Source organism: Amycolatopsis anabasis (assembly GCF_009765355.1).
GTDB classification, from domain to species: domain Bacteria; phylum Actinomycetota; class Actinomycetes; order Mycobacteriales; family Pseudonocardiaceae; genus Amycolatopsis; species Amycolatopsis anabasis.
Window position 1 is genome coordinate 44,202 of the sequence record NZ_VTHK01000031.1, and the last position, 22,644, is coordinate 66,845.

At 70.6% G+C, this 22,644-nt stretch carries 24 protein-coding genes; 15 read left to right on the forward strand and 9 right to left on the reverse strand.

Annotated elements, in window-relative coordinates; genetic code table 11:
• Positions 1 to 6: 6 nt before the first annotated feature.
• Entirely contained in the window at positions 7 to 1,617 is a 1,611-nt protein-coding gene (locus tag FXO23_RS32800) for an amidohydrolase (RefSeq protein WP_158889437.1), read from the reverse strand.
• A 141-nt stretch (positions 1,618 to 1,758) separates the two neighbouring features.
• Here FXO23_RS32800 and FXO23_RS32805 point away from each other — a divergent pair, with 141 nt between their 5' ends.
• Positions 1,759 to 3,150 carry a KamA family radical SAM protein gene (locus FXO23_RS32805; protein ID WP_158889439.1) on the forward strand — a complete coding sequence of 464 codons (1,392 nt, stop codon included), beginning with the start codon at positions 1,759 to 1,761 and terminating at the stop codon, positions 3,148 to 3,150.
• Positions 3,151 to 3,267: 117 nt separating this feature from the next.
• Here FXO23_RS32805 and FXO23_RS32810 read toward each other — a convergent pair whose 3' ends face one another.
• The 3 genes from FXO23_RS32810 to FXO23_RS32820 all read right to left on the reverse strand — a co-directional run bounded on the left by FXO23_RS32810 (position 3,268) and on the right by FXO23_RS32820 (position 5,367).
• Positions 3,268 to 3,783, reverse strand: coding sequence for an RICIN domain-containing protein (locus FXO23_RS32810; RefSeq protein WP_158889441.1), 516 nt, complete (start codon positions 3,781 to 3,783; stop codon positions 3,268 to 3,270).
• Positions 3,784 to 4,070: 287 nt separating this feature from the next.
• Positions 4,071 to 4,919 carry an adenylate/guanylate cyclase domain-containing protein gene (locus tag FXO23_RS32815; RefSeq protein WP_246258169.1) on the reverse strand — a complete coding sequence of 283 codons (849 nt, stop codon included), beginning with the start codon at positions 4,917 to 4,919 and terminating at the stop codon, positions 4,071 to 4,073.
• Positions 4,920 to 5,019: 100 nt separating this feature from the next.
• Positions 5,020 to 5,367: a histone-like nucleoid-structuring protein Lsr2 gene (locus FXO23_RS32820; RefSeq protein WP_158889443.1), complete on the reverse strand. Its 348-nt coding sequence runs from the start codon at positions 5,365 to 5,367 to the stop codon at positions 5,020 to 5,022.
• A 205-nt stretch (positions 5,368 to 5,572) separates the two neighbouring features.
• Between FXO23_RS32820 and FXO23_RS32825 the strand changes: the two genes are divergently transcribed.
• Positions 5,573 to 5,875, forward strand: coding sequence for an ArsR/SmtB family transcription factor (locus FXO23_RS32825; RefSeq protein ID WP_158889445.1), 303 nt, complete (start codon positions 5,573 to 5,575; stop codon positions 5,873 to 5,875).
• A 13-nt stretch (positions 5,876 to 5,888) separates the two neighbouring features.
• Here FXO23_RS32825 and FXO23_RS32830 read toward each other — a convergent pair whose 3' ends face one another.
• Positions 5,889 to 6,788, reverse strand: coding sequence for a LysR family transcriptional regulator (locus tag FXO23_RS32830; protein ID WP_246258170.1), 900 nt, complete (start codon positions 6,786 to 6,788; stop codon positions 5,889 to 5,891).
• Positions 6,789 to 6,886: 98 nt separating this feature from the next.
• Between FXO23_RS32830 and FXO23_RS32835 the strand changes: the two genes are divergently transcribed.
• The 3 genes from FXO23_RS32835 to FXO23_RS32845 all read left to right on the forward strand — a co-directional run bounded on the left by FXO23_RS32835 (position 6,887) and on the right by FXO23_RS32845 (position 9,396).
• Positions 6,887 to 7,384, forward strand: coding sequence for a cupin domain-containing protein (locus tag FXO23_RS32835; protein WP_158889447.1), 498 nt, complete (start codon positions 6,887 to 6,889; stop codon positions 7,382 to 7,384).
• Between the two features lie 105 nt (positions 7,385 to 7,489).
• Positions 7,490 to 8,137, forward strand: a complete 648-nt coding sequence (locus FXO23_RS32840; RefSeq protein WP_179956950.1) for a response regulator transcription factor — start codon at positions 7,490 to 7,492, stop codon at positions 8,135 to 8,137.
• Positions 8,137 to 9,396, forward strand: a complete 1,260-nt coding sequence (locus tag FXO23_RS32845) for a sensor histidine kinase (protein ID WP_158889451.1) — start codon at positions 8,137 to 8,139, stop codon at positions 9,394 to 9,396. The genes FXO23_RS32840 and FXO23_RS32845 overlap by 1 nt, the downstream gene beginning before the upstream one ends.
• 286 nt (positions 9,397 to 9,682) lie before the next feature.
• Here the strand turns inward: FXO23_RS32845 and FXO23_RS32850 are convergent, their stop codons facing one another.
• From FXO23_RS32850 to FXO23_RS32860, 3 genes are read right to left on the reverse strand one after another with little or no spacing between them, the layout of a single operon-like run.
• Positions 9,683 to 10,612 (reverse strand): LysR family transcriptional regulator, encoded by a 930-nt coding sequence (locus FXO23_RS32850; RefSeq protein ID WP_158889453.1) that lies wholly within the window; start codon positions 10,610 to 10,612, stop codon positions 9,683 to 9,685.
• A gap of 9 nt (positions 10,613 to 10,621) precedes the next feature.
• Complete coding sequence (locus FXO23_RS32855; RefSeq protein WP_218952213.1) at positions 10,622 to 12,151, reverse strand: MFS transporter; 1,530 nt, start codon at positions 12,149 to 12,151, stop codon at positions 10,622 to 10,624.
• Positions 12,148 to 12,753, reverse strand: coding sequence for a flavodoxin family protein (locus tag FXO23_RS32860; protein WP_158889455.1), 606 nt, complete (start codon positions 12,751 to 12,753; stop codon positions 12,148 to 12,150). Before FXO23_RS32860 ends, FXO23_RS32855 begins: the two co-directional genes overlap by 4 nt.
• A 225-nt stretch (positions 12,754 to 12,978) precedes the next feature.
• Between FXO23_RS32860 and FXO23_RS32865 the strand changes: the two genes are divergently transcribed.
• From FXO23_RS32865 to FXO23_RS32910, 10 genes are read left to right on the forward strand one after another with little or no spacing between them, the layout of a single operon-like run.
• The gene (locus FXO23_RS32865) at positions 12,979 to 13,758 is read left to right on the forward strand and encodes a 2-amino-3,7-dideoxy-D-threo-hept-6-ulosonate synthase (RefSeq protein WP_246258171.1); all 780 of its coding nucleotides are present in this window, start codon (positions 12,979 to 12,981) and stop codon (positions 13,756 to 13,758) included.
• A complete protein-coding gene (locus FXO23_RS32870) occupies positions 13,755 to 14,792 on the forward strand; it encodes a 3-dehydroquinate synthase II family protein (protein WP_158889459.1) in 1,038 nt (345 codons plus the stop codon). The genes FXO23_RS32865 and FXO23_RS32870 overlap by 4 nt, the downstream gene beginning before the upstream one ends.
• The gene (locus FXO23_RS32875; RefSeq protein ID WP_246258172.1) at positions 14,792 to 16,168 is read left to right on the forward strand and encodes a class I adenylate-forming enzyme family protein; all 1,377 of its coding nucleotides are present in this window, start codon (positions 14,792 to 14,794) and stop codon (positions 16,166 to 16,168) included. Before FXO23_RS32870 ends, FXO23_RS32875 begins: the two co-directional genes overlap by 1 nt.
• Before the next feature lie 21 nt (positions 16,169 to 16,189).
• Positions 16,190 to 16,462: an acyl carrier protein gene (locus FXO23_RS32880; RefSeq protein WP_158889461.1), complete on the forward strand. Its 273-nt coding sequence runs from the start codon at positions 16,190 to 16,192 to the stop codon at positions 16,460 to 16,462.
• Positions 16,459 to 16,710: an acyl carrier protein gene (locus FXO23_RS32885; protein WP_158889463.1), complete on the forward strand. Its 252-nt coding sequence runs from the start codon at positions 16,459 to 16,461 to the stop codon at positions 16,708 to 16,710. The genes FXO23_RS32880 and FXO23_RS32885 overlap by 4 nt, the downstream gene beginning before the upstream one ends.
• Complete coding sequence (locus FXO23_RS32890; RefSeq protein WP_158889465.1) at positions 16,700 to 17,833, forward strand: beta-ketoacyl synthase N-terminal-like domain-containing protein; 1,134 nt, start codon at positions 16,700 to 16,702, stop codon at positions 17,831 to 17,833. The genes FXO23_RS32885 and FXO23_RS32890 overlap by 11 nt, the downstream gene beginning before the upstream one ends.
• Entirely contained in the window at positions 17,830 to 18,423 is a 594-nt protein-coding gene (locus tag FXO23_RS32895; protein WP_158889467.1) for a beta-ketoacyl synthase chain length factor, read from the forward strand. Before FXO23_RS32890 ends, FXO23_RS32895 begins: the two co-directional genes overlap by 4 nt.
• Positions 18,420 to 20,099, forward strand: a complete 1,680-nt coding sequence (locus FXO23_RS32900; RefSeq protein WP_158889469.1) for a class I adenylate-forming enzyme family protein — start codon at positions 18,420 to 18,422, stop codon at positions 20,097 to 20,099. The genes FXO23_RS32895 and FXO23_RS32900 overlap by 4 nt, the downstream gene beginning before the upstream one ends.
• Positions 20,096 to 20,605, forward strand: a complete 510-nt coding sequence (locus tag FXO23_RS32905) for a DUF6125 family protein (protein ID WP_158889471.1) — start codon at positions 20,096 to 20,098, stop codon at positions 20,603 to 20,605. Before FXO23_RS32900 ends, FXO23_RS32905 begins: the two co-directional genes overlap by 4 nt.
• 2 nt (positions 20,606 to 20,607) lie before the next feature.
• The gene (locus FXO23_RS32910) at positions 20,608 to 21,522 is read left to right on the forward strand and encodes an NAD-dependent epimerase/dehydratase family protein (protein ID WP_158889473.1); all 915 of its coding nucleotides are present in this window, start codon (positions 20,608 to 20,610) and stop codon (positions 21,520 to 21,522) included.
• A gap of 14 nt (positions 21,523 to 21,536) precedes the next feature.
• Here FXO23_RS32910 and FXO23_RS32915 read toward each other — a convergent pair whose 3' ends face one another.
• The gene (locus FXO23_RS32915) at positions 21,537 to 22,643 is read right to left on the reverse strand and encodes a methyltransferase domain-containing protein (RefSeq protein WP_158889475.1); all 1,107 of its coding nucleotides are present in this window, start codon (positions 22,641 to 22,643) and stop codon (positions 21,537 to 21,539) included.
• Position 22,644 lies beyond the last annotated feature (1 nt).

Below are 22,644 nucleotides of genomic sequence, written 5' to 3' on the forward strand. Positions count from 1 at the left end.
CACACTCTAGGCGGGGCGGGTGAAGTCGTCGTAGATCACCTCGCCGGACCGGACCGTGCGCAGGCAGCGGGGCAATCCGTGGTCAGGATCGAGCCGCGGGAGGGCGGGCACCCGGGAGCGGGGGTCGGTGGACCAGCGCTGCACTCGGGAGTCCGCGGCCTCGACGACCAGTTCGTCGGCGGCCCAGATCGCGTAGTGCGCCGGGGCGCCGGGCACCAGGCTGCCGGTGACGCCGTCGTTGGTGCCGGCCGCGCGGTGCCCGCCGCGGGTGTGGGCGTTGAACGCGGCGCGGGCGGACAGTCCGGAACCGGGGGTCCGGTGGCGGACGGCGGCCCGCACGCTCGCCCACGGGTCGAGCGGGGTGACCGGGCTGTCCGAGCCGAACGCGAGCAGGACCCCGGCCGCGGCGAGCGCGGCGAAGGGGTTGAGCCCGGCGGCCCGCTCGCCGCCCAGGCGGCTCGCGTACATCCCGCCGGGGCCGCCCCAGGCCGCGTCGAACTGGGGTTGCATGGACGCGGCCACCCCCCAGCCGGCGAGGGCCGCGGCCTGTTCGGGGTTCACCATCTCCAGGTGCTCGAGCCGGTGGCCCCGCGCGGCGAGGGCGCGCTGCCCCACCACCTTCTCGGCGAGCTGGAAACCCCGCACGACCTCGGTGACCGCGGCGTCGCCGATGACGTGGAACCCCGCCTGCAGGCCCGCTTCGGTGCAGGCGATCACGTGGTCGGCGACCGCCTCGGCTTCGACGTAGCGCGCGCCGCTGGTGGCCGGGTCGTCGGCGTAGGGCTCGCACAGCGCGGCGGTGCGGGAGCCGAGGGCGCCGTCGGCGAACAGGTCGCCGGCGAGCCCGCGCACGCCGAACCGGCGGGCCGTGTCGACCGCGCCGAGTTCGCCCCAGTAGCCGACGACCTCGGGCAGGCCCGGTTCGGCGGCGAGCGCGAGGAGATCGGCGAGGTCCTGTTCGCCGGAGATGTCCGGGCCGGCGCATTCGTGGACGCTGACGATCCCGCGTTCGGCGGCGAGCCGGAGGAACGCCTCCTGGGCGCGGCGGCGTTGCGGGCCGGTGATCGCCTGCCGCATGGCCGCGCGGATCCGGTGGTGGGCGTCGCGGGTCAGCGGCCCCTGGTCGGACCAGCCGTCGCGGTCCCGGGCTTCGGGGGCGAGGTCGGCGAGTGCGGTGGACACGAGGGCCGAGTGCACGTCGACGCGGCTCAGGTAGACCGGGACGCCGCCCGCGGCCTCGTCGAGTTCGGCGCGGCTGGGCAGGCGGGGGCTGGTCCAGGCCGATTCGTCCCAGCCGTGCGCGATCAGGACTTCGCCGGGACGGGCGGCGTCGCGGACCGCGGCGAGCAGCGCGCCGGCGTCGGTGACCGCGGTGAGGTCGAGCCCGGTCAGGTGCAGGCCGGTGGCGGTCGCGTGGACGTGCGCGTCGACGAAGGCGGGGGCGACGAACGCGCCGTCGAGGTCGACGACCTCGGCGCCGGGGTGCAGCGCGCGGCCCGGGCCGTCCTGGCCGACCCAGACGACCGTGCCGTCGGTGACCGCCATGGCGGTGGCGTCCGGCGAACTCGGTGAGTGAACACGGCCGCCGATGAGGAGCGTGGTCTGAGATCCGGTCACATGTCGAGTCTGCCTGGTGCCCGCGCGGGTGCTCCGGGCCGGGCACCCACGGTGCCAGGTCACGATCCAGACGACAAGATTTGCGTTCTACTGACGATATGACAGGATAATTTTACGGAATACCGACGACGAGGAGCAGGTATGACTGAGATCCAGGAACCTGTAACACCCGCCGCCCAGCCGGTCGAGCAGCCGTACGAGTACGTTCGCACCGAGTTGGCCGAGCCCGATTGGCGCCGGTATCCGGGCTGGCAGGACGTCACCGAGTCCGAGTGGCGTGACGCTCAGTGGCAGCGGGTCCACTGCGTCCGCAACGTCAAACAGCTCAAGGCGCTGATGGGCGATCTGCTCGAGGAGCGTTTCTACGAGGATCTGGTCGCCGACCAGCGCGAGATGGCGACCATGTCCATGCTGCTGCCACCGCAGATGCTCAACACCATGGCGCCGGACGCGGGTTCGGACCCGGTGAAGGTCACCGAGGCCTTCTACGCCGACCCGATCCGCCGCTACATGCTGCCGGTCCACAGCGACCGCGACCCGGCGTGGCCGAGCCACCCGCATTCCGAGCGCGATTCGCTGCACGAGGCCGAGATGTGGGTGGCCGAGGGGCTCACCCACCGCTACCCCACCAAGGTCCTCGCCGAACTGCTGTCCACCTGCCCGCAGTACTGCGGGCACTGCACCCGGATGGACCTGGTCGGCAACTCGACCTCGCAGATCGACAAGCACAAGCTGAGCCTCAAGCCGGTCGATCGCCAGGACGCGATCATCGACTACCTCCACCGCACGCCCGGGGTCCGGGACGTCGTCGTCTCCGGCGGTGACGTGGCGAACGTGCCATGGCACCAGCTCGAGTCGTTCCTCATGCGGCTGCTGGACATCGACACGATCCGGGACGTGCGGCTGGCGACCAAGGCGCTGGCCGGGTTGCCGCAGCACTGGCTGCAACCCAAGGTCGTCGAGGGATTGCAGCGGGTGGCGGTGACCGCGCAGCGGCGCGGGGTGAACCTGGCGATCCACACCCACGTCAACCACGCGCAGTCGGTGACCCCGCTGGTCGCCGAAGCCGCGCGCACCGCACTTGACGTCGGCATCCGGGACGTGCGCAACCAGGGCGTGCTGATGCGGGGCGTCAACGCCTCCCCGGCCGCGCTGCTGGACCTGTGCTTCGCGCTGCAGGGCGAGGCGAACATCCTGCCGTACTACTTCTACATGTGCGACATGATCCCGAACGCCGAGCACTGGCGGGTCTCGGTGGCCGAGGCGCAGGAACTGCAGCACGCGATCATGGGCTACCTGCCCGGCTACGCCACCCCGCGCATCGTCTGCGACGTCCCCTACGTTGGCAAGCGCTGGGTGCACCAGGTCGCCGAATACGACCGGGAAAAAGGCATTTCCTACTGGACCAAGAACTACCGCACCGGTATCGAACACAGCGATCCGGAAGCGCTGCGCCGACGTTATCCCTATTACGACCCCATCTCCACGCTCCCCGAATCCGGCCGCCGGTGGTGGACCGAACAGGGCGCCTGATCGGGCGTCCGGGAAATGGCATGGGCACCGGGTGTGCCGCACCAGCGTGGCTGTGCGGGTTCCCGGTGCCCTGCCATTTTCAATCAATCCCTGAATTGCCGTTCAGGCGGCCGGTTTTCAGTCGGTGGGCTCGGCCGCGAGCAGTTGCCAGGCCTGGCTCGGGGACCTGTCGCGCTCCACGAGGATCGCGACGTCGTTCGGCTGCCCCATGTCGATGAACTGGTCCTGGAAGATGACGCTCTCGAAGGTGACCGAGTTCTCCGGCCCCTGTTCGCGGATGAAGTGCTGGCGGATGTCGGTCGTCCGGCACGGTCGCATGATCAGCACGCCACCGTCCGGTCCGGTGGCGGTGACGCACTGATCGGACTGCTTGTTGACCAGAGCGATGGCGCCGTTCGGCCGCCGCTCGAACCGCCACTGCTGGGACGGGCTGCCCTCGTACTGATTGGTGAAGACCTCGACCGGGAAAACGCCTTCGAACCTGGCGTCGAGGGCCTGGTCCGGGTCGGCCTGGTTGAGGATCGCGACGTACTGCACCTGTTCCGCCGGCTGGGTTTCCGCGGCGGCCACGGGAAGCCCGAGGAGCGTGAGGCCGAACAGCGTGGCGCCGATCGTGGCCAGGACGCGTTTCATCACTTGTTCCTTTCGGTACTGTGCGAACAGACTGGAATCTGACGACCAAGAATCCTCTGGTGAAAGATTCCTTCCTGGGAAACAATGAATTTCGAACGGTTCCGGGACTGGCGGGAGTGCGTTCTTATTTGTTCCCGCCGCCACGGAACCCGCAATCGAGTCTCCTGCAGGAGAAAATCGTCAGCAATCGGCCAGAGGTGTTCGAATACTCCACACCAAAAGGCCTGCGAGCCTGGCTGCGCGCCACGCTCCGAAGGCGTTACTCGGCTAGCGTGGTGAAGCGGAACTCAGCGCACCGGCGGCCTGGTCCGCCGCTTTTCGGGGCTGTCCTGGTAGCGCGGCACCACCGAATAGACCTCCAGGTCCTTGGGTGCCCCCGGGGCCCGGAATCCCCGGCGCCGCCGCACGGTGTACCGATCGGTGTCGACGGTCTCCAGGGCGGGACCGGAAACCAGCACCTGACCGGCCGCGGCGGCGTCCGCCACGCGCGCGGCGATGTTGACGTCGACACCGAGGTAGTCGTGGCCGACCCGGTGCGGTCGCCCGGAGTGCAGACCGGCGCGCAACTGGGGCCGGTAGCCGTCGACGGTGACGGCGTTGACCGCGATGCACGCCTCGTGCGCGGCGGTGATCGCCGATTCAGCGTCGGGGAAGGCCGCCATCAGCCCGTCGCCGAGCGATTTGACCACGGTGCCGCCGTACCGGGTGACCGCGGCCTCGCTCACGCGGCCGACCTCCCGCAGCAACCGCAGCACCGGATCGTCGCCGACCTCGAGCGCCCACGTGGAGAAGCCCACCAGGTCGGTGAACAGGATGGTGATCTCGGTGTCGGTCCGGCCCCCGCGCCGGGGTCGGGCCAGCGCCTGCCACACCTGGATGGCGGCGAGCCCGAGTTCGCGCATGGCGCTCGGCTCCGCACCGGCCTGCGCGACGAGCCGCGCGAGCCGGTCCGAGGCGCGCCTGCTGCCGGGCGCGGCGGTGGAGAGCTGGTCACCGCCCGGTGCGACCCGCCGCGCGGCGGTCACGAACTTCAGCACCGTCTCGTTCCGGTCCGTCTCCCGCAACAGACGGACCAGGCGGGACAGGTACCGGTCGCTTCCGGCACGGGATTCGCCATGGTCCGGCAACTCAGTCACGCCAGCAGCCTACCGGGGCGGACCGCGGCGAGCGGGACTACCGGGATCGTCCACAGTGAACCGCGCGATCCCGGTGCGTGTTCACCGGCCGTTAAGCCATTCAGTTCCTGCGGTGGTAAGCCTCGACCACCTCGGCCGCAATACGGCCCCGGTCGGACACGTCGTATCCATTCGCCCGGGCCCAGGAGCGAATTGCCTGGTTCTGTTCCCGATCGACCTTGCTCGTCTGGCCGGAAAGCTTCGACGCCGACGGAGTAAGCTTGCGCTTACGTCCACCCGCACGGCGAGCGTGTTCGACGAATTGCGCGAGTGCGTCCCGAAGCTCCTCGGCATTCTCCGAAGACAGATCGATCTGGTAACTCACGCCATCGAGCCCGAACTCGACGGTCTCCTCGGCCTCACTCCCGTCCAGATCGTCGACAAAACTGACCAGCACTTGCCGCGCCATGTGTTCTCCTAGTGATTACCCTGCAACCGTGCCGCACATCGACTCCAAATTATCACGCCATTGCTTCGCCGTACACATCGGAACAGTTTCTCCATTATCGAATAGCCAGCTGGAGAACCGGAAGAACTGGACCGATGCCGCATGACGAGGACTTTTCCTAGTATAGCTACTCGACTATATAGGACAGCTGCTATACCCTGTCGGCATGACCGGGAGTGACGAGCGGAACGTGGCGTTGTTGCGCGCCTTGGCGCATCCGGTGCGGCTGGGCATCATGCGACGCCTGGCCGCCGAACCGGAAACCTGCGCCTGCGATTTCACCGACGTCTTCGGGGTGAGCCAGCCGACCATCAGCCAGCACCTGAAGGTGCTGCGCGAGGCGGACCTCGTCTCGACCCGCCGGCGCGGCACCCAGATCTGCTACTCGGTTCGCGTCGAGGCGATCGACGAGCTGCGCGTGCTGTTCGCCGACCTCGGCCAGGTGGCGCTCACCGGGGCCATCACCTGACGAAGCCGACGGCTCAACCCCGCGCGAACTCCCGGGCGGCCTCGACGAACGCGCGCAGCCGGCCGGTTTCCCCGGCGGTCCGCCACACCAGGCCCCATTCGGCGGGCGGCGCGTCGCGGATCGGGACGTAGACGATGTTCGGGCGCGCGAAGTAGTCGGCCGCGTGTGCGGCCACCGGGCACACGCCTTCGGACGCCGAGATCGCCGCGAACAGCTCCTGGACGGTGGCCACCGCGCGCCCGCGGGGTACGGGACTGCCCTTCGGGGTGCGAAAGGAATCGTCCCAGCCGGTCGAGGGCCACGCGGCGCGGAAGACGGTGTCCCGGGCGAGGTCCTCCAGCGAGACGCTCTTCTTGCGGGCGAACGGGTGCCGCGCGGACACCGCGAGCACCAGGGGTTCGGTGAACACGACCGGCCCCGTGGTGAGGCCGGGTTCGTCGATCGGGAACAGGGTGGCCAGCACGTCGACCTCGCCGTCGCGGAGCAGCGCGAAGGGGTCGGCGAAATCGGCTTCGCGGACCTGCACCGCGCAGTCCGGCAGGCGATCGCTGAACTCCTCGAGCAGGCCGGAGACCAGATCGGCGACCGGCGGCGCCTGGAACGCGACTCCGAGCACGCCGCCGACCCCGCGCGCCGCGGTGACCGCCCGGTCGATGCCCTCCTGGATCCGCCGGACGGCCGGTTCCAGATCATCGCGCAGCCGGCGGCCGATCGGGGTCAGCTCCACGCAGCGGCTGGTCCGTTCGAACAGTGGCGCGCCGATCTGCCGTTCCAGCTTCTTGATCGTCTGGCTGACCCGCGCCTGGGACACGTGCAGTTCGTCCGCGGTGCGGCCGAAGTGCAGCTGGGCGGCCAGCGTCAGGAAGATCTCCAGGTCCCGCCGCTCCACTCCGGACCCCCATCGATAACTCATAGCTTATCGATTGTTGCACGGTCCGTCGTTGTTCGGCCCTCCGCCCTGATCGATTGTGGAGTCAGCCGAGAAACGATCACCGGAAACGGAGTAGCACCATGGAAACCCAGTCGAAGCACCTGCTGGTCCGCGCGTCCGACGCCGAGGTCCTGGCCAGCCGGCCCGGCAGTTTCGTCACCCTGCTCGCGGATTCGCACACCACCGGGGGAGCGCTGACCAGCAACCGCGCGACCCTCCGCAAGGGGGTCGACGGCACCCCGCCGCACTTCCACACCAAGGCGTCCGAACTACTTTTCGTCCTCGACGGATCGTTGCGGGTCCTGGCCGGTGACGAGGTGCTGACCCTGCACGAGGGCGACCTCTTCGTCGCCCCGCCGCGGATGCCGCACGCGTGGGCCCCGGCGCCCGACTCGGACGCGGACGTGCTGGTGGTGTTCACCCCGGGCATCGGCCGGTTCGACTACTACCGGCTGCTGGACCGGGTCAACCGCGGCGAAGCCGATCCAGCGGAGATCAAGGAATCGCAGGAGCGCTACGACAATCACTACGTGGAAAGCGCCATTTGGCGGGAACACCTCGCCGCCAAGGGTGACTGACCGGCACACCCGCACCATCATTTTCTGATATGTCACGTTTTCCCGACCCGCACCCGGCAAGATGAACAGGTGATTTCCCCTGCTGATACGAACGATCGGATGTGGCTGCTGCTGGTCGAGGACGATCGCGAAACCGCGGACATGCTGGCTGATCTGTTCACCGCCGAGGGTTACCGGGTGGACGTGGCCCTCGACGGCCACCGGGGCCTGCATCTCGGGCTCAGCCGACGGCACCAGGTGGTGGTCCTCGATCGGATGCTGCCCGGCATCGACGGTGTGGACCTCGTGACACGACTGCGCCGGGTCGGCGTCACCACCCGCGTGCTGATGCTGACCGCGCTGGGCGAACTGCCCGACCGGGTCCTCGGGCTCGACTCGGGCGCCGACGACTACCTGGTCAAACCGTTCGAAGTCGACGAACTGCTGGCCCGGGTGCGGGCGTTGCACCGGCGCGATCTCGCCGGGGCCGAGCTGCTGCCGCTCGGCTCCGGCCAGCTCGACCTCCGGCGGCGGGAGGCCTGCCTCGCCGACGGCGCCCGGGTCCAGCTGTCCATGCGCGAGTTCACCCTGCTCCACACGCTCGCGGCCGATCCGAAGTCGGTGCACGACCGATCGCGGCTGCGGAAACGGGTCTTTCCGGACACTTCCGCCGAATCCATCGTCGACACCTACGTGCACTACCTGCGGCGGAAACTCGGCCGCGACGTCATCCGGACCGTGCACGGGCTCGGCTACCAGATGGGAACGCTGTGATGACGAAATCGCCGAGCCCCGAGGAACGGGGCCTCTCCCGCGCCCAATGGATGATCACCCTGCGGATCGCGCTGGTGATGTCGGTGATCATGCTGCTGATCGAAGCCCTGGTGTATTTCGTGGTGCTGTTCGCCCAACGCGCGGACACCGAACGCGAAACGCAGTGGGGAATCGACCACAACACCATCTACAGCCCGCCGGTCTGCGTGTTCATGACCGTCGAGCACAACGGTCAGATCAGTTCCACACCCGGCACTCCCCCGGGACTGCCCGTCCTGTCCAGCCTCGCCGCGGTCCGGAACGGCGGCGCGCCGATCCTGGAAGAGGTCGAACGCGACGGCGAGAACTACACGGTCCGCACCGCGCGGCGCGGGGACGAGATCGTCCAAGCGGCCTACGGGGAACGTTTCCACGACGCCGACCGCGCCCACCTGCTGCTGGCCTTCGGCATCGCCGAGCTGGTCGGGCTGCTGCTCGTCGCCGTGGCCAGCGGGCGGCTCGCCCGCCGGGCGATGACCCCGATGTCCGACGCCCTGGCCCGGCAACGACGATTCGTCGCCGACGCCAGCCACGAACTGCGGACCCCGCTGACCCAGTTGCACACCCGTGCCCAGCTGCTGGCCCGGCGCGCGGACGCCGCGGCCTCGCCCGAGCTGACCGCGGATCTGCAGCGCCTGGTCACCAGCACCCGGCAGCTCGGCGGAGTGATCGACGACCTCCTGCTGTCCGCGCAACTGTCCCGCTCGCCCGGACCGCGCGATCCGGTGGACCTCGCCGCCCTGGCCGAGGAGGCGGTGGCCGCCGAGGACGCGCGGGCGCAGGCGGCGAGGGTGACTGTCCGGGTGCGGCGGGGCAAGGGAAAGCACCAGGTCGTCGGAATCGAACCGGCACTGCGCCGGGTACTCGCCGCGCTCGTCGACAACGCGATGGGGCACACCCCGCCGGGCGGGGAGATCGTGGTCTCCGTCGACAACCGGTCACCCGGGATCGTGCGGCTCACCGTCCGCGACACCGGGATCGGCTTTCCGCCGGAGGAAGCCGAGCGCATCTTCGAACGGTTCGCCCGGGGAACCAGCGGGCAGGGCAGACGGTTCGGACTCGGGCTCGCGCTGGTTCGCGAGGTGATCGAAAGCCATGACGGCCGGATCACCGCCACCGGCGAACCCGGCCAGGGCGCGGTGTTCACCGTCGAACTGCCGTCGGCGCGGGTCGCCGAACCGATTCCCCGGCAACGCACGACCATGAGCAGCGCGCGGTAATCCGACGCGTCGCGCAATCACTGGAAAGCGTGACCACCTCACCACGAATGTCGCATTCCAACAACCGGAAAACCGAACAAAAACCAGCGGAATGGCAGTAGTGACCGCCGCTCCGGCGCAGGCGGACGCCGCGAGTCTGCCAGTAGACCGAAACGGCCGGGGACACGGCGGTGCCGGGCTATGCGGGAATGCCGTGCAACCTCGCGCTTCAGACCGTGGTGGGTGTTTCGCCGGAAATCGCCAACGAGGCGTGCGAGGCCGCCGTCCGGCCGTAACCCGAAGTCGTTCACGCGGTGCCCGGATATCGAGCGAGCAGTTCGGTATCCGGGCCGCCGAGTGCGCCGGTGTCGAGGGTTTCGGCGAATCCGGCGAGCGGTGAATCGATAGTCCAGACCAACCGGGTGCGGCGCCAGAGCTGGCCGCCGACCAGGCGCTTCAACGTGATCCCGGGATGCGATTCGGCGCACGCGGTGAACAGGCCCACCGCGTCCCCGGCGCTCACGATGGCGGCCGCGGCGGTCTGGTCCGCGCCGAAATACCGGAACCGCGGGGCGAAACCGGCCCGCTCGCAGGCGAAGCGGAGGCTCAGTCCCAGTCCGTCCGCCCGGTCCCCCGGCGCGACCCAGGCGTCCCCGGCCAGCTCCTCGAGCGAGAGCAGATCCCGCCCGGCCAGCGGATGTTCCGCAGACAGACCGACCAGGATCGGCTCGACCCCCAGCTCGCGCACCGCCAGGCCGCGTACCGGCGGTGGTGCGACATCCGGGAACTCGGTGACCACGGCGAGCGCGATCTTCCCGGTGCGCAGGTGTTCCAGCACGCCCGCGGAGGAGGCTTCCAGGTAGGTCAGCTGCTCGCGGTGCGGCAACCGTTCCCGGATAATCGCGGCGATCAGCGGCACCCAGGGACTGTCCACCCCGCCGAGTGCGACCGCCGAAGCCGGCTGGGTCTGCCGGGCGAGCGTTCTCGCCGTGGTCAGCAGGTCGCCGAACTGGTCGAGCAGTTCCCGGGAATGGGCGAGCACGTGCATGCCGAGTTCGGTAGGGACGACCCCGTCCGGGCGGCGCCGGAACAGCGGGCCGCCGAACCCCTGCTCGATCCGCCGCAGCTGCGCGGTCAGTCCGGACTGCGCGATCTTCAGAGTGGTGGCGGCGCGGCTGATACTGCCCGATTCGGCGACGGTGACCACGATTCGCAGGTGTCGCAGTCCCAGATCCATGTTCTTTCCTCACTTTCGCGGCCGGAAAGACCGGATGACGAGCACCACCCCGGTCAGGGACAGCGCGGCCGTCCAGATCGAGGTGACGTACATGGCGTGCAGGTAAGCCCGGTCCACCGCGGCGAGCAGGTCCGGCCGACCCAACGATCGGACAACGGACCGCGCGGCTTCGGCGGAGTCCAGGGCCCGCTCGCGGAGCGCGGGCGGCAGGTCCGCGAGCGCGGGCAGGACCGCCCCGCGGTAAGCGGAGGCGAGCACCGAACCGAGTACCGCGACCCCCAGCGTGCTGCCCACCGGCCGGGTCGCGGCGTTGATCGCCGCACCGGCCCCGGTGTATTCCGGCGGCAGCGCGGCCATCATCTCCGACGTCATCGGCGCGACCACCGCACCGATCCCGGCCCCCTGCGCGAACAGCATCAGCGCGAACCAGGCCACCGGGGTTTCCGCGTCGAACAGCAGGTAGCAACCGAACGTGCCGCTGGCCAGGAGGATCCCGGCGACCGCGGCCCACCGGACGGAAACCAGCCGCGACAGGGCCGGGGACACCTGGTTGCCGAGCACGATCCCGCCCGCGGCGGCCGTCATCACCGCCCCGGCGGCCAGGGCGGACAACCCGTGCACGCCCTGCAGGTAGAACGCGCAGTAGAACAGCTGGCCCGCCAGGCCGAAGAAGAGCAGCAACAGCGCCACGCTGCCGCCCGCGAACCGCGGTTCGGCGAAGATCCGCACGTCGAAACTGGGCCGGTCGCGGGCGCGCTGCACCAGCACGAACACCACGAGCAGGGCGAGGCCGGTCACCAGGGACCCGACCGTGGCCGGATCCGTCCACCCGGGCCGCTGCCCGCCCCGGACGATCCCGTACACCAGGCAGCCCAGCCCCAGGACGGACAGCGCGAGGCCGAGCGGGTCGAGCACCCGGCGATCCGCAGAACGCACCTCGGGCACCAGCGCCGCGGTGGCGGCGAGGCACACCGCCACCACCGGCAGGTTGACCAGGAACACCGCGCCCCACCGGAAATGGCTCAGCAGCAGGCCGCCCGCCACCGGACCGAGCGCGACGGCCACCCCGCCCGACGACGCCCAGATCGCGATCGCCCGGGTCCGGTCGGCCGGGGCCGAATGCCGGGTGACGAGCGCCAGCGTCGCCGGGGTGACCAGGGCCCCACCGGCGCCCATGAAGCCACGGGTCACGACCAGTTCGGTGGCGTTCGCCGAGAACGCGGCCGCGGTCGCGGCGGCGGCCAGCACGAGCAGCCCGATCATCAGGACGCGGCGCGGTCCGTACCGGTCGGCGAGGGCGCCACCGGCGAAACTTCCCGCCGCGAACACCACCGAGTAGGAGGCCACGGCCCAGGCCAGTTCGGCCGAACTCGCGCCGAGGCCGCGCACCGGGTCGGCGAGGGTCTCCAGCGCGATGTTGAGGATCGTGTGGTCCAGCAGGACCAGCGTCTGCGCGACCACCGCCACGGCGACGATCCACCACTGCCGCGCGGTGCCGCGTTCCCGGCCGCCCAGCGCGGGCGCGAACCGGGAGGTCACGGCGCCAGCGCCCGCTTGCCCGCGGCGACGACCCGGGCGAGTTCGGCCACCCTGCGCCCGAGGTGCTCCGCGGTGGCGACGTCGGACTTGTGCACGTTCCCGGATCGGTCGTCCACATTGGACTGCGCGGCGGCGCCCTGGTAGAACCCGAGCCGGTTGAGGTCGAATTCGCTGCCGGAGGACGAGTTCCAGCCGGGGGCGAGGCCGAGGCTCACCCACACCATCCCGTGCTGCGCGGCCAGCGTGCCGAAGTAGCCCAGGGTGCCGGACTTGTCCCCCGCCATCGAACCCGAGTTGGTGAACCCCGAGGCCAGCTTGTCCTGCCATCGGCGGGTGAACCAGCGTTTCGCGCTCGCCTCGGCGAAGGTGTGGAAGGCCGCCGAGGCCGTGCCCATGTAGGTCGGGGCGCCGAAGATGATCGCGTCGGACTCGTCGAGCTGGTGCCAGTGCCGGACGGTGATCTCCTCGACCGGAATCCGGGTCACCTCGGTGCCCGGGACCTGGCTCGCCCCCGCCCGCACGGCCTCGGCGAGCCGCGCGGTGTGCCCGCGACCGCCGTGGCACGCGATCGAAAGTCGTACCGGATGCGTCCATGCGCTCAAACCAGCCTCCTCCCAGCGCCGTCCCCGGCTCGGCAACGGCCGGTTTCCAGCATGGCAGCGAGTTATCAGAAAGTTCTCAGAACCGCATAACCGCCGAGTTATCCGGATTCGAGATGTGCGGCCTTTTGACCGCGCATGTCATTGTTTTCCAGCGATCACGAATCGCGGTTCACCCCCGAAGGAAGGCGTACCTGGGAGATGGCCGATATCGGGAAATCGTTCCGAATGCGGAGACTTTCGGTCGCGGGAGACGGCAGATACCTGTTCGTCCCGCTGGACCACAGCGTGTCCGACGGCCCGGTGGTGCCGCAGGCCGGCTGGGACGAGTTGCTGCGGACCCTCGTCGACGGCGGCGCCGACGCGGTCGTCCTGCACAAGGGCCGGGCACGCACCATCGCCCCGGAGATCCTGCGGCGGTGCGCGCTCATCGTGCACCTGAGCGCCGGGACCGTGCACGCTCAGGACACCGGCGCCAAGGTGCTCGTCGGCGAGGTCGAAGAGGCCGTGCGGCTCGGCGCGGACGCGGTGAGCGTGCACGTGAACATCGGTTCGGACACCGAGCACCGGCAACTCGCCGACCTCGGGGCGGTCGCGGCCTCGTGCGACGCCTGGAACATGCCGCTGCTGGCGATGATCTACCCGCGCGGGCCGCGCATCGCCGATCCGCACGATCCGGTGGTGCTCGCGCACGCGGTCAACATCGCCGCGGATCTGGGGGCCGATCTGGTGAAGACCTCGGTGGCGCTGCCACTGGACCGGATGGCGGAAGTGGTGGACAGCTGCCCGATCCCCATCCTCGCCGCGGGCGGTCCGCCCGACGGATCGGATCTGATCAGCTACGGGACCTCGCTGATGCTCGCCGGATGCCGGGGCCTGGCCATCGGCCGCCGGATCTTCTCCGCCCCCGCACCGGCCTCGCTGGTGTCCCGGCTCGCCGCCGTCGTGCACGCCACCGAGGCGGGCGCCACCCACCACCAACCGACGATCTCGACAGGTGCCGCATGAAGTTCGCTTGGATCGACCTCCGCGATGTCCCGCCGGCGAAACAGGAGTCCATTGTGGACGCCGCGATCCACGCCCGGGTGCCGGGTGTGCTCGCCGACCCGGCCGTCCTGGAGAAGCTCCCGCCAACCGTAACCGGCATCACGCCGACGACAGTGACCGACGAGGGGCAGCTGGCGAACCTCGACGGCGACACGACCGGCTGGGTCGACGTCCACGACGACCGGACGCTCCGGCTGGCCTGCGCCGCCGCGGTCGCGCTGCCCCGCACCGTGGTCCGCTTCGCCGATCCGACCAAGATCCCGCTGGAGATCGTGCTCGCCGCCGCGGACCGCGCCCCCGGCGAACTGGTCACCGTCTGCGCCGACCTCGAGGAAGCGGCCATCGTGCTGGACGTGCTCGAACGCGGTTCGGACGGGGTCCTGCTCGCCCCCGCCGACGCCGGCGAGGTGTTCGCGCTGGCCCGGCTGCTGGAGGCTGCCTCGCCGCCGCTCGAGCTGTCCACCCTGACCGTCGACCGCATCGAGCACCACGGCCTCGGCGACCGGGTGTGCGTGGACACCTGCACGCATTTCGCCGAGGACGAAGGCATCCTGGTCGGCTCCTACTCGACCGGTTTCATCCTGTGCTGCAGCGAAACCCACCCCCTGCCGTACATGCCGACCCGCCCGTTCCGGGTCAACGCCGGGGCGCTGCATTCGTACGTGCTCGGCCCGGACAACCGGACGAACTACCTCAGCGAGCTCCGCTCGGGCCGCACGACGCTGGCCGTCAACGCCGAGGGCAAGACCCGGCGGGTCCTGGTCGGTCGGGCCAAACTGGAATCCCGCCCGCTGCTGACCATCACGGCGCACGCGGCCGAGGGCCTGGAAGTGAGCCTGACCGTGCAGGACGACTGGCACGTGCGGGTGCTCGGGCCGGGCGGCAAGGTCCGCAACGTCACCGAACTGCGGCGCGGCGACGAACTGCTCGGGTACCTGGCGACGGACCAGCGGCACGTGGGCTTTCCGATCGGCGAATTCTGCAAGGAAATCTGATGAGCGCCGAGATGCGGGAGCTGCTCGACGGGCTGTTCGAGGCCCATCCCGGCGAATCGCCGTACCTCGCGCACGGCGACCACGTCCTGACCCGCGCGCAGTTGCGGGACGCCGTGGCCGAGGAATCCGTCGTGTTCGCCGGGCACGGCGTCGGCGCGGGCAGCACGGTGCTGCTCCAGGTGCCGCCCAGCTACACCCAGGTGGAGACGCTGTTCGCCCTGTGGCGGCTCGGCGCGCAGGTGATGCTGGTCGACCACCGGCTCAAACCGAGCGAGGTGGACACCCTGCGCATGCTGTGCCGCCCGCAGTTCCTGGTTCGCGGCGGCGTCGCGGGCCGGTCGGCGCTCGGTTTCCAGGCCGGGTACGAACTGGTCACCGCACGGTGCGGAGACGGCCTTCCCGCGGCCACCGGGCACCGGCTCGTGCAGTTCAGTTCGGGTTCGACCGGGCTGCCCAAGGTGATCGGGCGGACCGCGGGCTCGCTGGCCGCCGAGGTCGACCGGTTCGCGCACATCGAGGGCATGCCCGGGCCGGGTGAGCGGGTCCTGCTGCTCAGCTCGACCGTGCACAGCTTCGGCCTGATCGCGGGCCTGCTGCACTCGCTGGCCCGCGGCGTCACCGCGGTGTTCACCCGGCGGATCTCGGCGGCGGACATGCTGTCCGCGGCCACCCGGCACGAGGTGCACGCCGTGTTCGGCACCCCGTTCCACTACGAACTGCTGAGCACCGCCCGCGAACTGCCACCCCTGCCCGCCCTGCGCGCCGCGGTTTCCGGCGGGGAGATCATGCCGCCCGAGACCGCCGCGCGGTTCGCCGAACGGTTCGGCGTCGGGGTCGGCGAGTCCTACGGCACCACCGAGACCGGGGTGATCGCGATGGAGGTGAGCGGCGCCTCGCGGCCCTCGGTCGGCAAGGCCGCGCCCGGGATCCGGCTGCGGATCCGGCACGGCGAGCTGGACGTCGAGCTGCCCGAAGGGTCCCCGTACCTGCGGTCCCCCGGCGAGGACCGGTACGTCGACGGCTGGCTGCGCACCCACGACCGGGCCGAAGTGGACGCCTCCGGCGGGGTGCGGCTGCTGGGCCGCGGTGACTCCCTGGTGGTCATCGGCGGCCTGAAGCTCGATCTGACCGAGGTGGAAGCCGTGCTGCGCGAGCACCCGCTGGTCGCCGAGGCGGTGGTCGTGCATGCCGGAGTGACCGAGGCCTATGTCCGCGCCAACGCCTCCCCCGCGGAGTTGCTCAGCTGGTGCCGCGACCGGCTCGCCGACTACAAGGTGCCCCGGGTGATCCAGGTGCTGCCGGAACTTCCCCGCACCTCCAACGGAAAGCTCGTCCGGCGCCGCGACGCCCTCCTCGCCGTGTCACCCAACCCCTGAACCGCGCAGAAAGGCAGTGCCATGCAGACGACGTTGGAGCAGGAGATCCGCGAGTTCGTGCTCAGCACGGTCATCGAGGACATGAACCACCCGCTGAAGCCGGAAGAGGTCACCGACGACAGCCCGATCGGCGCCGGCGGGATCGACCTCGACTCGCTGAGCCTGATCGAGCTGACCATGCGGCTCGAGCGGCGCTTCGGCGTGGAATTCCCGGAAACCGACATCGAACCGCTCGGCGCGATGAAACTCGGCGAGCTGGTCAGCGACATCATCGGGCGGGGTGCGACCGCGTGATCGCGGATACCCGGATCACCGCGGCGGCGGTGCGGGAACTGCTCGCCGATCCGAAGATCTTCCCCGAGCTGCCGTCCGAACTGGACGACGACGCCGAATTCGCCCTCGACTCGCTCGGGCTGGTGTGGTTCCTGCACCAGCTGGAACTCAAGTACGAGCTGACCGTCGAACCGGCCGAGGAGCACTTCACCACCTTCACCTCGATCCGCCGGATCACCGAATACCTGGCGAGGCTCGATGAACCGTGACGTGCTGCTGACCGGATTCGGCGTGCGGACGGCCTTCGGCGCCGGCGCCCAAGCGGTCCGGGACGGCGTGTTCGGCGGGCACCCGGCGTTCGAGCCGATCACCCGCTTCGACACCGGCCCCTTCCGGACCGGGATCGCCGCCACCTCCGGCCCGGCCGCTCCCTTGCGGGAGGTGCTGGCCGAATGCGCCGAGGCCGCGGTGCGGATGGCGGCGTTGCCCGCGGGCGGCGAGGCCGCGACCCTGGTCGGCACCGCCGGGGACTTCACCGGGCTCACCCGGTTCTGGCGCGGGGCGGATCCGGCCGGGTCCGCCGCGGAGACGGTACCGGCCCGGCAGGCCGCGCTGCTGGCCGAGCGCCTCGGCGTGCGGGGTCCCCGGATCGCGTTCACCACCGCCTGCGTCGCCTCGGCCACCGCGGTCCTGCACGCCTGCCGGCTGATCGCGTCCGGCCGGATCGACACCGCGATCTGCGCGGGCGGCTACCTGGTCGAGGAGGAGAACCTCGCCAAGTTCGGCTCCGGGTTCGCGTTGTCCGGGGACGGGATGGTGCGGCCGTTCTGCGCCGACCGCAGCGGGCTGCTGCTCGGGGACGGCGCTGCCGCGGTGGTGCTCGAAGCGGCCGACGCCGCCCGCCGCCGGGGCGCGCGCCCGCTCGGCGCGCTCACCGGCTGGGGCGCCGCGTCCGACGCCTACCACGTGGCGCGCCCGCACCCCGACGGCGCGGGCCTGGTCGCCGCCGCGCGGCAGGCGTTGCGCCGCGCGGGCGAGCCCCGGATCGACTACGTGAACGCGCACGGCACCGCCACCAAGCACAACGATCCGGCCGAGACCCGCGGCCTGCGGACGATCTTCGGCCGGCGGGCGGAAGCGGTGCCGGTCAGCTCCACCAAGAGCACGACGGGTCACCTGCTGGAGGCCGCGGGGGTGGTGGAACTGGTGATCACCCTGCTCGCCCTGCGCGAGGGCGTCCTCCCGCCCACCGCGGGGTTCACCGAGCACGATCCCTGGTGCGATCTGGACTACGTGCCCAACCGGCCGCGCCGGGCCGAGGCCCGGCGGGCGATGACCGTCAACGCCGCGTTCGGCGGCGCCAACACCGCGATCGTGCTGGAGCGGGCATGATCGCGGCACGAGCGGACGCCTCCGCGCCCCCGGTCCCCGGATTCGTGGAGTCGGTGTTCAGCCCGGTCGTGTACCAGGCCGCGCGGCGGTGCCTCGCCGACCGGCCCGGCGACGGCGCCCGGACCGCGGTGGTGCTGGCCAGCACCATGGGGGACGCCACCACCCTCGACCTCGGCAGCCGCCTGCTCGTCGGCGGGCGGGTGCACAATCCGCTGCTGTTCATGCAGAGCACCGCGAACGCGATCCTCGGCCAGCTCAGCCGCGACTTCGCCATCACCGGGCCACTGCTCTCCTTGTCCACTATGGACGATCTTGCCGGTGAGCTGCTGGCCACCGCGCAACTGCTGCTGGAGGACGAGGAGCTGGACCGCGTCCTGCTCATCGGGGTCGAACTGACCGGCACCGACCGCACCGCGGCCGCCTACCGCGAACTCGGCACCGGACCACCGGCCGCCGATCTGGCCGTCGCGATCGTGCTCGACCGGGACGACCCGCTTCCCTCGCCACCCAACGATGTCCCATCAACCGAGTACGGCAGCCTCCGCGGCCTGGTCGAGCTGGCCGCCCGAATCCGAGGAACCCGAACATGATCACCAAGGAAGAACGCGCGCAGATCAGCCAGGACGCCACCCTCGGCGCCGGGAACGTGATCCACCGGATGAAGGCCTACGGCCGGTCGATGGACGAGCCCGTGCTGTGGACCGACCGGACGTGGCGGGCCCCGGACGGCGGTTACCCCGAGGTGCTGACCTTCGGCGAGCTGCACGAGATCGTCGAGACCTACGCCGCCTGGTTCCACGCCCGCGGGGTCCGGCCGCGGGACCCGGTGGCGATCCACACCTACTCCAGCACCGAGTTCGCGATCAACTTCCTCGCGCTCACCTCCCTGGGCGCGATCCCGTCCTTCGTCAACGGCAACCTGCGCCCGGAGATCGCCCGCGAGTACGTGCGCCGCCAGGGCGCCGTCGGCGCGATCACCGACGCGGTCCACCACACCGGTCTCGCCACCGACCGGGAAGAACTCGGTCTCGGCTTCTGCGGCACCGCGGCCGACATCCGCACCGGCGACCGCGAGCCGCTGCCCGCGGGGTACCCGTACTCGCACCACGCCACCGACCCGATCATCATCTCCCATTCCTCGGGCACCACCGGGATGCCCAAGGCCGTCCCGCACACCCACCAAACCCTGCTGTACGCCCAGTTGCACCGGCTCAAGCTCTCGGTCGGCTCCGCGATGGGCAGGCTGCTGGTCGCGCTCCCCGGCTCGCACAACGCCGCGATGTCGGTCATGATGTTCGGCCTCCTGCTGCGTTCGCCGGTGCTGCTGCTGTCCAGCCAGCGCGGCGGCGACGTGCTGGACGCCATGGAGTCGTTCCGGCCCACCACGGTGTTCGCGTTCGCCGGGACCTACGGGGAAATGGCCGCACACGATCTGTCCACCAGGGATCTGTCCAGTGTGGAGGCCTGGTACAACACCGGCGACGCGGCGCACGAGGCGCATGTGAAGGTGCTGATCGCCCAGGGCAGCCACGAGACCGTCGGCGGGGACCTGAAACGGCGCCGCGTCACCGGTTCGGTGTTCACCGACGGCCTCGGCTCCTCGGAGACCGGGTACTCGCTCTTCCACAACGGACACAAGATCGGCAGCTCGTCCTTCGCCCGCTGCGTGGGCAAGCCGATGAGCTTCGCCGAGGCCGCCGTGCTGTCCGAGGACGGCAAGCCGCTGCCGCCGGGCGAGGTCGGGCGCCTCGGCGTGCGGTCCCCCACGCTCACTCCGGGCTACTGGAACGACTCGCTGACCTTCCACCGGCTGCGGCTCGGCGGCTACTGGCTCACCGGAGACCTGTCCTACCGCGACGAGGAAGGCAACTTCTACCACCTGGACCGGGCGCCGGACGCCATTCGCACCGCGGGCGGGATCGTGTTCAGCACCCGCACCGAGGAACTGCTGCTGCGGGAACTGCCCGAACTCGACGACTGCACGGTGGTCGCGGTCGCCCCGGAAGGGGTGCGCGCGGACTGGGACGGGGACGGGATCGCCGACGCCTACGCCCTGCTGCAGGTCAACCCGGACGCACCGGCGCGCGACGACGCCCGCTGGACCGCCCAGGTCAACGAGGTGCTCGAGGCGGGCGGCTTCCCGCTCCTGACCGGGGCGCTGCGGATGGACGCGCGCGAGGTCATCAAGGGTGCCACCGGGAAGGTGCTCAAGCGCGAACTGCGCGAGCGGTTCCGCGCGCGGATCGCCGCCGGGGAGTTCCGATGACGGCGACCACGCGCGCCGGGGCCATGGACGTCTACCGGCAGTGGTGGCTGCACGACGCCCGCTGGTACCAGGGGGTGGCGAAGCGGTTCGGGCACGAGGTGGCCAACGAGATCAACGCCGAGGCCCTGCGCTACGTGGCCACCCAGGTGGGCAGGCGGATCGTCCGGCAGTTCGGCGGGAAGCCCGCGACCGGGATCGAGGAACTCCGCCTGCGCTACGACGCCTGCGCGGAGTGGATGTTCCCGAGCGAACTGCGGGACGGCGCCACCGCGGTGCTCTCCGATGCGGAGATCGAGTTGACCATGCGGCAGAACTTCGCGGTCACCATGGTCCGGATGGCCGGGTCGCTGGACGGATACGAATGCCCGTGCACCGAGATCCACGCGGGTTGGTCGGAGGGTCTGGGGGTGGAGCTGACCGGGAACTGCGCCACCGCCTGCCTCCGGCACGGGGACCCCGCCTGCCGACTGCTGATGCGGGTCGCCGATCCAGCGGGGAGGAGTTGAGCATGCGGGTGTTGGTCGCCGGAGCCACCGGGGTGATCGGCCGATCGCTGGTGCCGTTGCTGCGTGCCCGGGGGCACCGGGTGGCCGCGCTGGTGCGGGACGGGTCGGCGGCGGGCGGGCTCGGCGCCGACGACGTCGTGGTCGCCGACGCGCTGGACGGCGACGCGGTGCGCACCGCGGTACTGGCGGCCCGGCCCGAGGTGGTCGTGCACCAGCTGTCCGCCCTGCGGGACTCCACAGTGGACGGATTGGAGGCGACCGCCCGCCTGCGCACCGAGGGGACCGCGAACCTCGTCACCGCGGCCCGCGCGGCCGGGGCGCGGCGGATCGTGGCGCAGAGCATCTCGTTCGCCACCGCGCCGCGCGGCGGGCCGGTGCTCGCCGAAGACGCCCCGCTCTACCTGGACGCCCCCGATCCGGCCTGGACCCGCACCGTGCACGCGGTCGCCGAGCTGGAACGGCTCGTCCTCGGCACCCCGGACCTCCCCGGTGCCGTGCTGCGGTACGGGACCCTCTACGGGCCCGGAACCCGTTACGCGGCAACGGGTTCGATCGGCTCCGCGGTGGCGAAGGGGAAACTGCCGCTGCCCGAATCCGCCATCGGCGTCACCTCGTTCCTGCACGTCGAAGACGCCGCGCGAGCCGCGGTGTCCGCCGTGGAATCCGAGGCCGGTGGGGTGTTCAACGTGGCCGACGACGATCCCGCCGAGGCCGCCACCTGGGTACCCGAATACGCCGGTCTGCTCGGCGCACCGGCCCCGCGCACCATGCCGGTGGAACTGGTCGAACGGCTGTGGGGCTGGTTCACCCGCTACCAGCTGACCACGATGCGCGGCGCGGCCAACGACCGAGCGCGGCAGGAACTCGGCTGGCGACCCGAGGTCCCGAGCTGGCGAACCGGCCTGGCCACCACATGAGGCATCGAGACACCTCAGACCGCCCAGTGATGAAGACCGTCCGGCTCATCCAACCAAACCGTTTGGGTGCCGTCCGGAGCGACTGACAGCCCGTATCGCTTCGGCTCGGGCTTGCCGTGATCAAGCCACCACCGGTACGCGGACTCGGCTTCATTCCACAGCCGACGCGAGCCGAGCTGGCGGACAATGAACTCCGGTCCAGGCGGTACGACGTCTACGCGCGCCCAGGAGCCGGAGGCCACGTCGTGTAGTTCGATGGTGTGCTCCGTCGGGTCGTCTTCGCCGTCTTCGACCGTGAGGTAGCACCGCGGGACGCGTAGCCCGATCGTAAACGCCGCTTGGTCGAACGAGATCATGTCGAAAAGTCGCGGGGGCTGGAGCGTGGTTACGGTCTTGTCCGCCGTGTCGATCTCGTTGTCGCTGGGGTCGAGAAACTCACGTCGCTGGTCCCGCAGCCGCATGAAGGCCAAATTGCGGCTGAATCGGCCGGATGCCACGCCGTCCTCGTCCCGGACAAGAGTGAGCAGGGCCCCGTTGCAATAGTCGGTGCCCCAGGGGGCCACGAGAACCGCGCCGGGCCGGGTCTGCTCCAGCCACGCGGCGGGCATCCGCCGAACCGACGCCGTGGCCAGCAGCCGATCGTAGGGCGCATCCGATGGATATCCGTCCGCGCCGTCTCCGGTAACCACTTTCACCGCGTATCCGCTCCGGTGCAGTACCCGACGCGCCTCGTCGGCCAGGGCGGGGTCGACCTCGATGGAAACCACATGACCGGTCGGACCGACTCGCGTCGAGATGAGCGCCGCGTTCCAGCCGGTGCCGGTGCCCACTTCGAGCGCGCGGTGTCCCGGGCGCAGGTCAAGCGCGTCGAGCATCGCCGCGACCAGCGACGGCTTACTCGATGAACTTGTCGGAACCAGCCCAATCCCCGCGGGTCGCGTTCTGCCGTCGTCAACCTGCGTCACGATCAGTTCGTTGCCGGCGACCAGGGCACTCCACTGATCTGGTTCCGCCTCTCGATCGAGGGAGACGAACCCTTCGCCGGAAGGGTTGCCAACCCACACTATTCGGGGGACGAACGGCTCACGCGGAACGGTCGCCAGGGCTTCTTTCCAGTCCACT

Coding starts and splice junctions, on each gene's coding strand:
- FXO23_RS32805 (WP_158889439.1), top strand. CDS start 1,759: ATGACTGAGATCCAGGAACCTGTAACACCCGCCGCCCAGCCGGTCGAG.
- FXO23_RS32810 (WP_158889441.1), bottom strand. CDS start 3,783: ATGAAACGCGTCCTGGCCACGATCGGCGCCACGCTGTTCGGCCTCACG.
- FXO23_RS32820 (WP_158889443.1), bottom strand. CDS start 5,367: ATGGCGCGGCAAGTGCTGGTCAGTTTTGTCGACGATCTGGACGGGAGT.
- FXO23_RS32825 (WP_158889445.1), top strand. CDS start 5,573: ATGACCGGGAGTGACGAGCGGAACGTGGCGTTGTTGCGCGCCTTGGCG.
- FXO23_RS32830 (WP_246258170.1), bottom strand. CDS start 6,788: ATGAGTTATCGATGGGGGTCCGGAGTGGAGCGGCGGGACCTGGAGATC.
- FXO23_RS32835 (WP_158889447.1), top strand. CDS start 6,887: ATGGAAACCCAGTCGAAGCACCTGCTGGTCCGCGCGTCCGACGCCGAG.
- FXO23_RS32845 (WP_158889451.1), top strand. CDS start 8,137: ATGACGAAATCGCCGAGCCCCGAGGAACGGGGCCTCTCCCGCGCCCAA.
- FXO23_RS32850 (WP_158889453.1), bottom strand. CDS start 10,612: ATGGATCTGGGACTGCGACACCTGCGAATCGTGGTCACCGTCGCCGAA.
- FXO23_RS32865 (WP_246258171.1), top strand. CDS start 12,979: ATGCGGAGACTTTCGGTCGCGGGAGACGGCAGATACCTGTTCGTCCCG.
- FXO23_RS32870 (WP_158889459.1), top strand. CDS start 13,755: ATGAAGTTCGCTTGGATCGACCTCCGCGATGTCCCGCCGGCGAAACAG.
- FXO23_RS32875 (WP_246258172.1), top strand. CDS start 14,792: ATGAGCGCCGAGATGCGGGAGCTGCTCGACGGGCTGTTCGAGGCCCAT.
- FXO23_RS32880 (WP_158889461.1), top strand. CDS start 16,190: ATGCAGACGACGTTGGAGCAGGAGATCCGCGAGTTCGTGCTCAGCACG.
- FXO23_RS32890 (WP_158889465.1), top strand. CDS start 16,700: ATGAACCGTGACGTGCTGCTGACCGGATTCGGCGTGCGGACGGCCTTC.
- FXO23_RS32895 (WP_158889467.1), top strand. CDS start 17,830: ATGATCGCGGCACGAGCGGACGCCTCCGCGCCCCCGGTCCCCGGATTC.
- FXO23_RS32900 (WP_158889469.1), top strand. CDS start 18,420: ATGATCACCAAGGAAGAACGCGCGCAGATCAGCCAGGACGCCACCCTC.
- FXO23_RS32905 (WP_158889471.1), top strand. CDS start 20,096: ATGACGGCGACCACGCGCGCCGGGGCCATGGACGTCTACCGGCAGTGG.
- FXO23_RS32910 (WP_158889473.1), top strand. CDS start 20,608: ATGCGGGTGTTGGTCGCCGGAGCCACCGGGGTGATCGGCCGATCGCTG.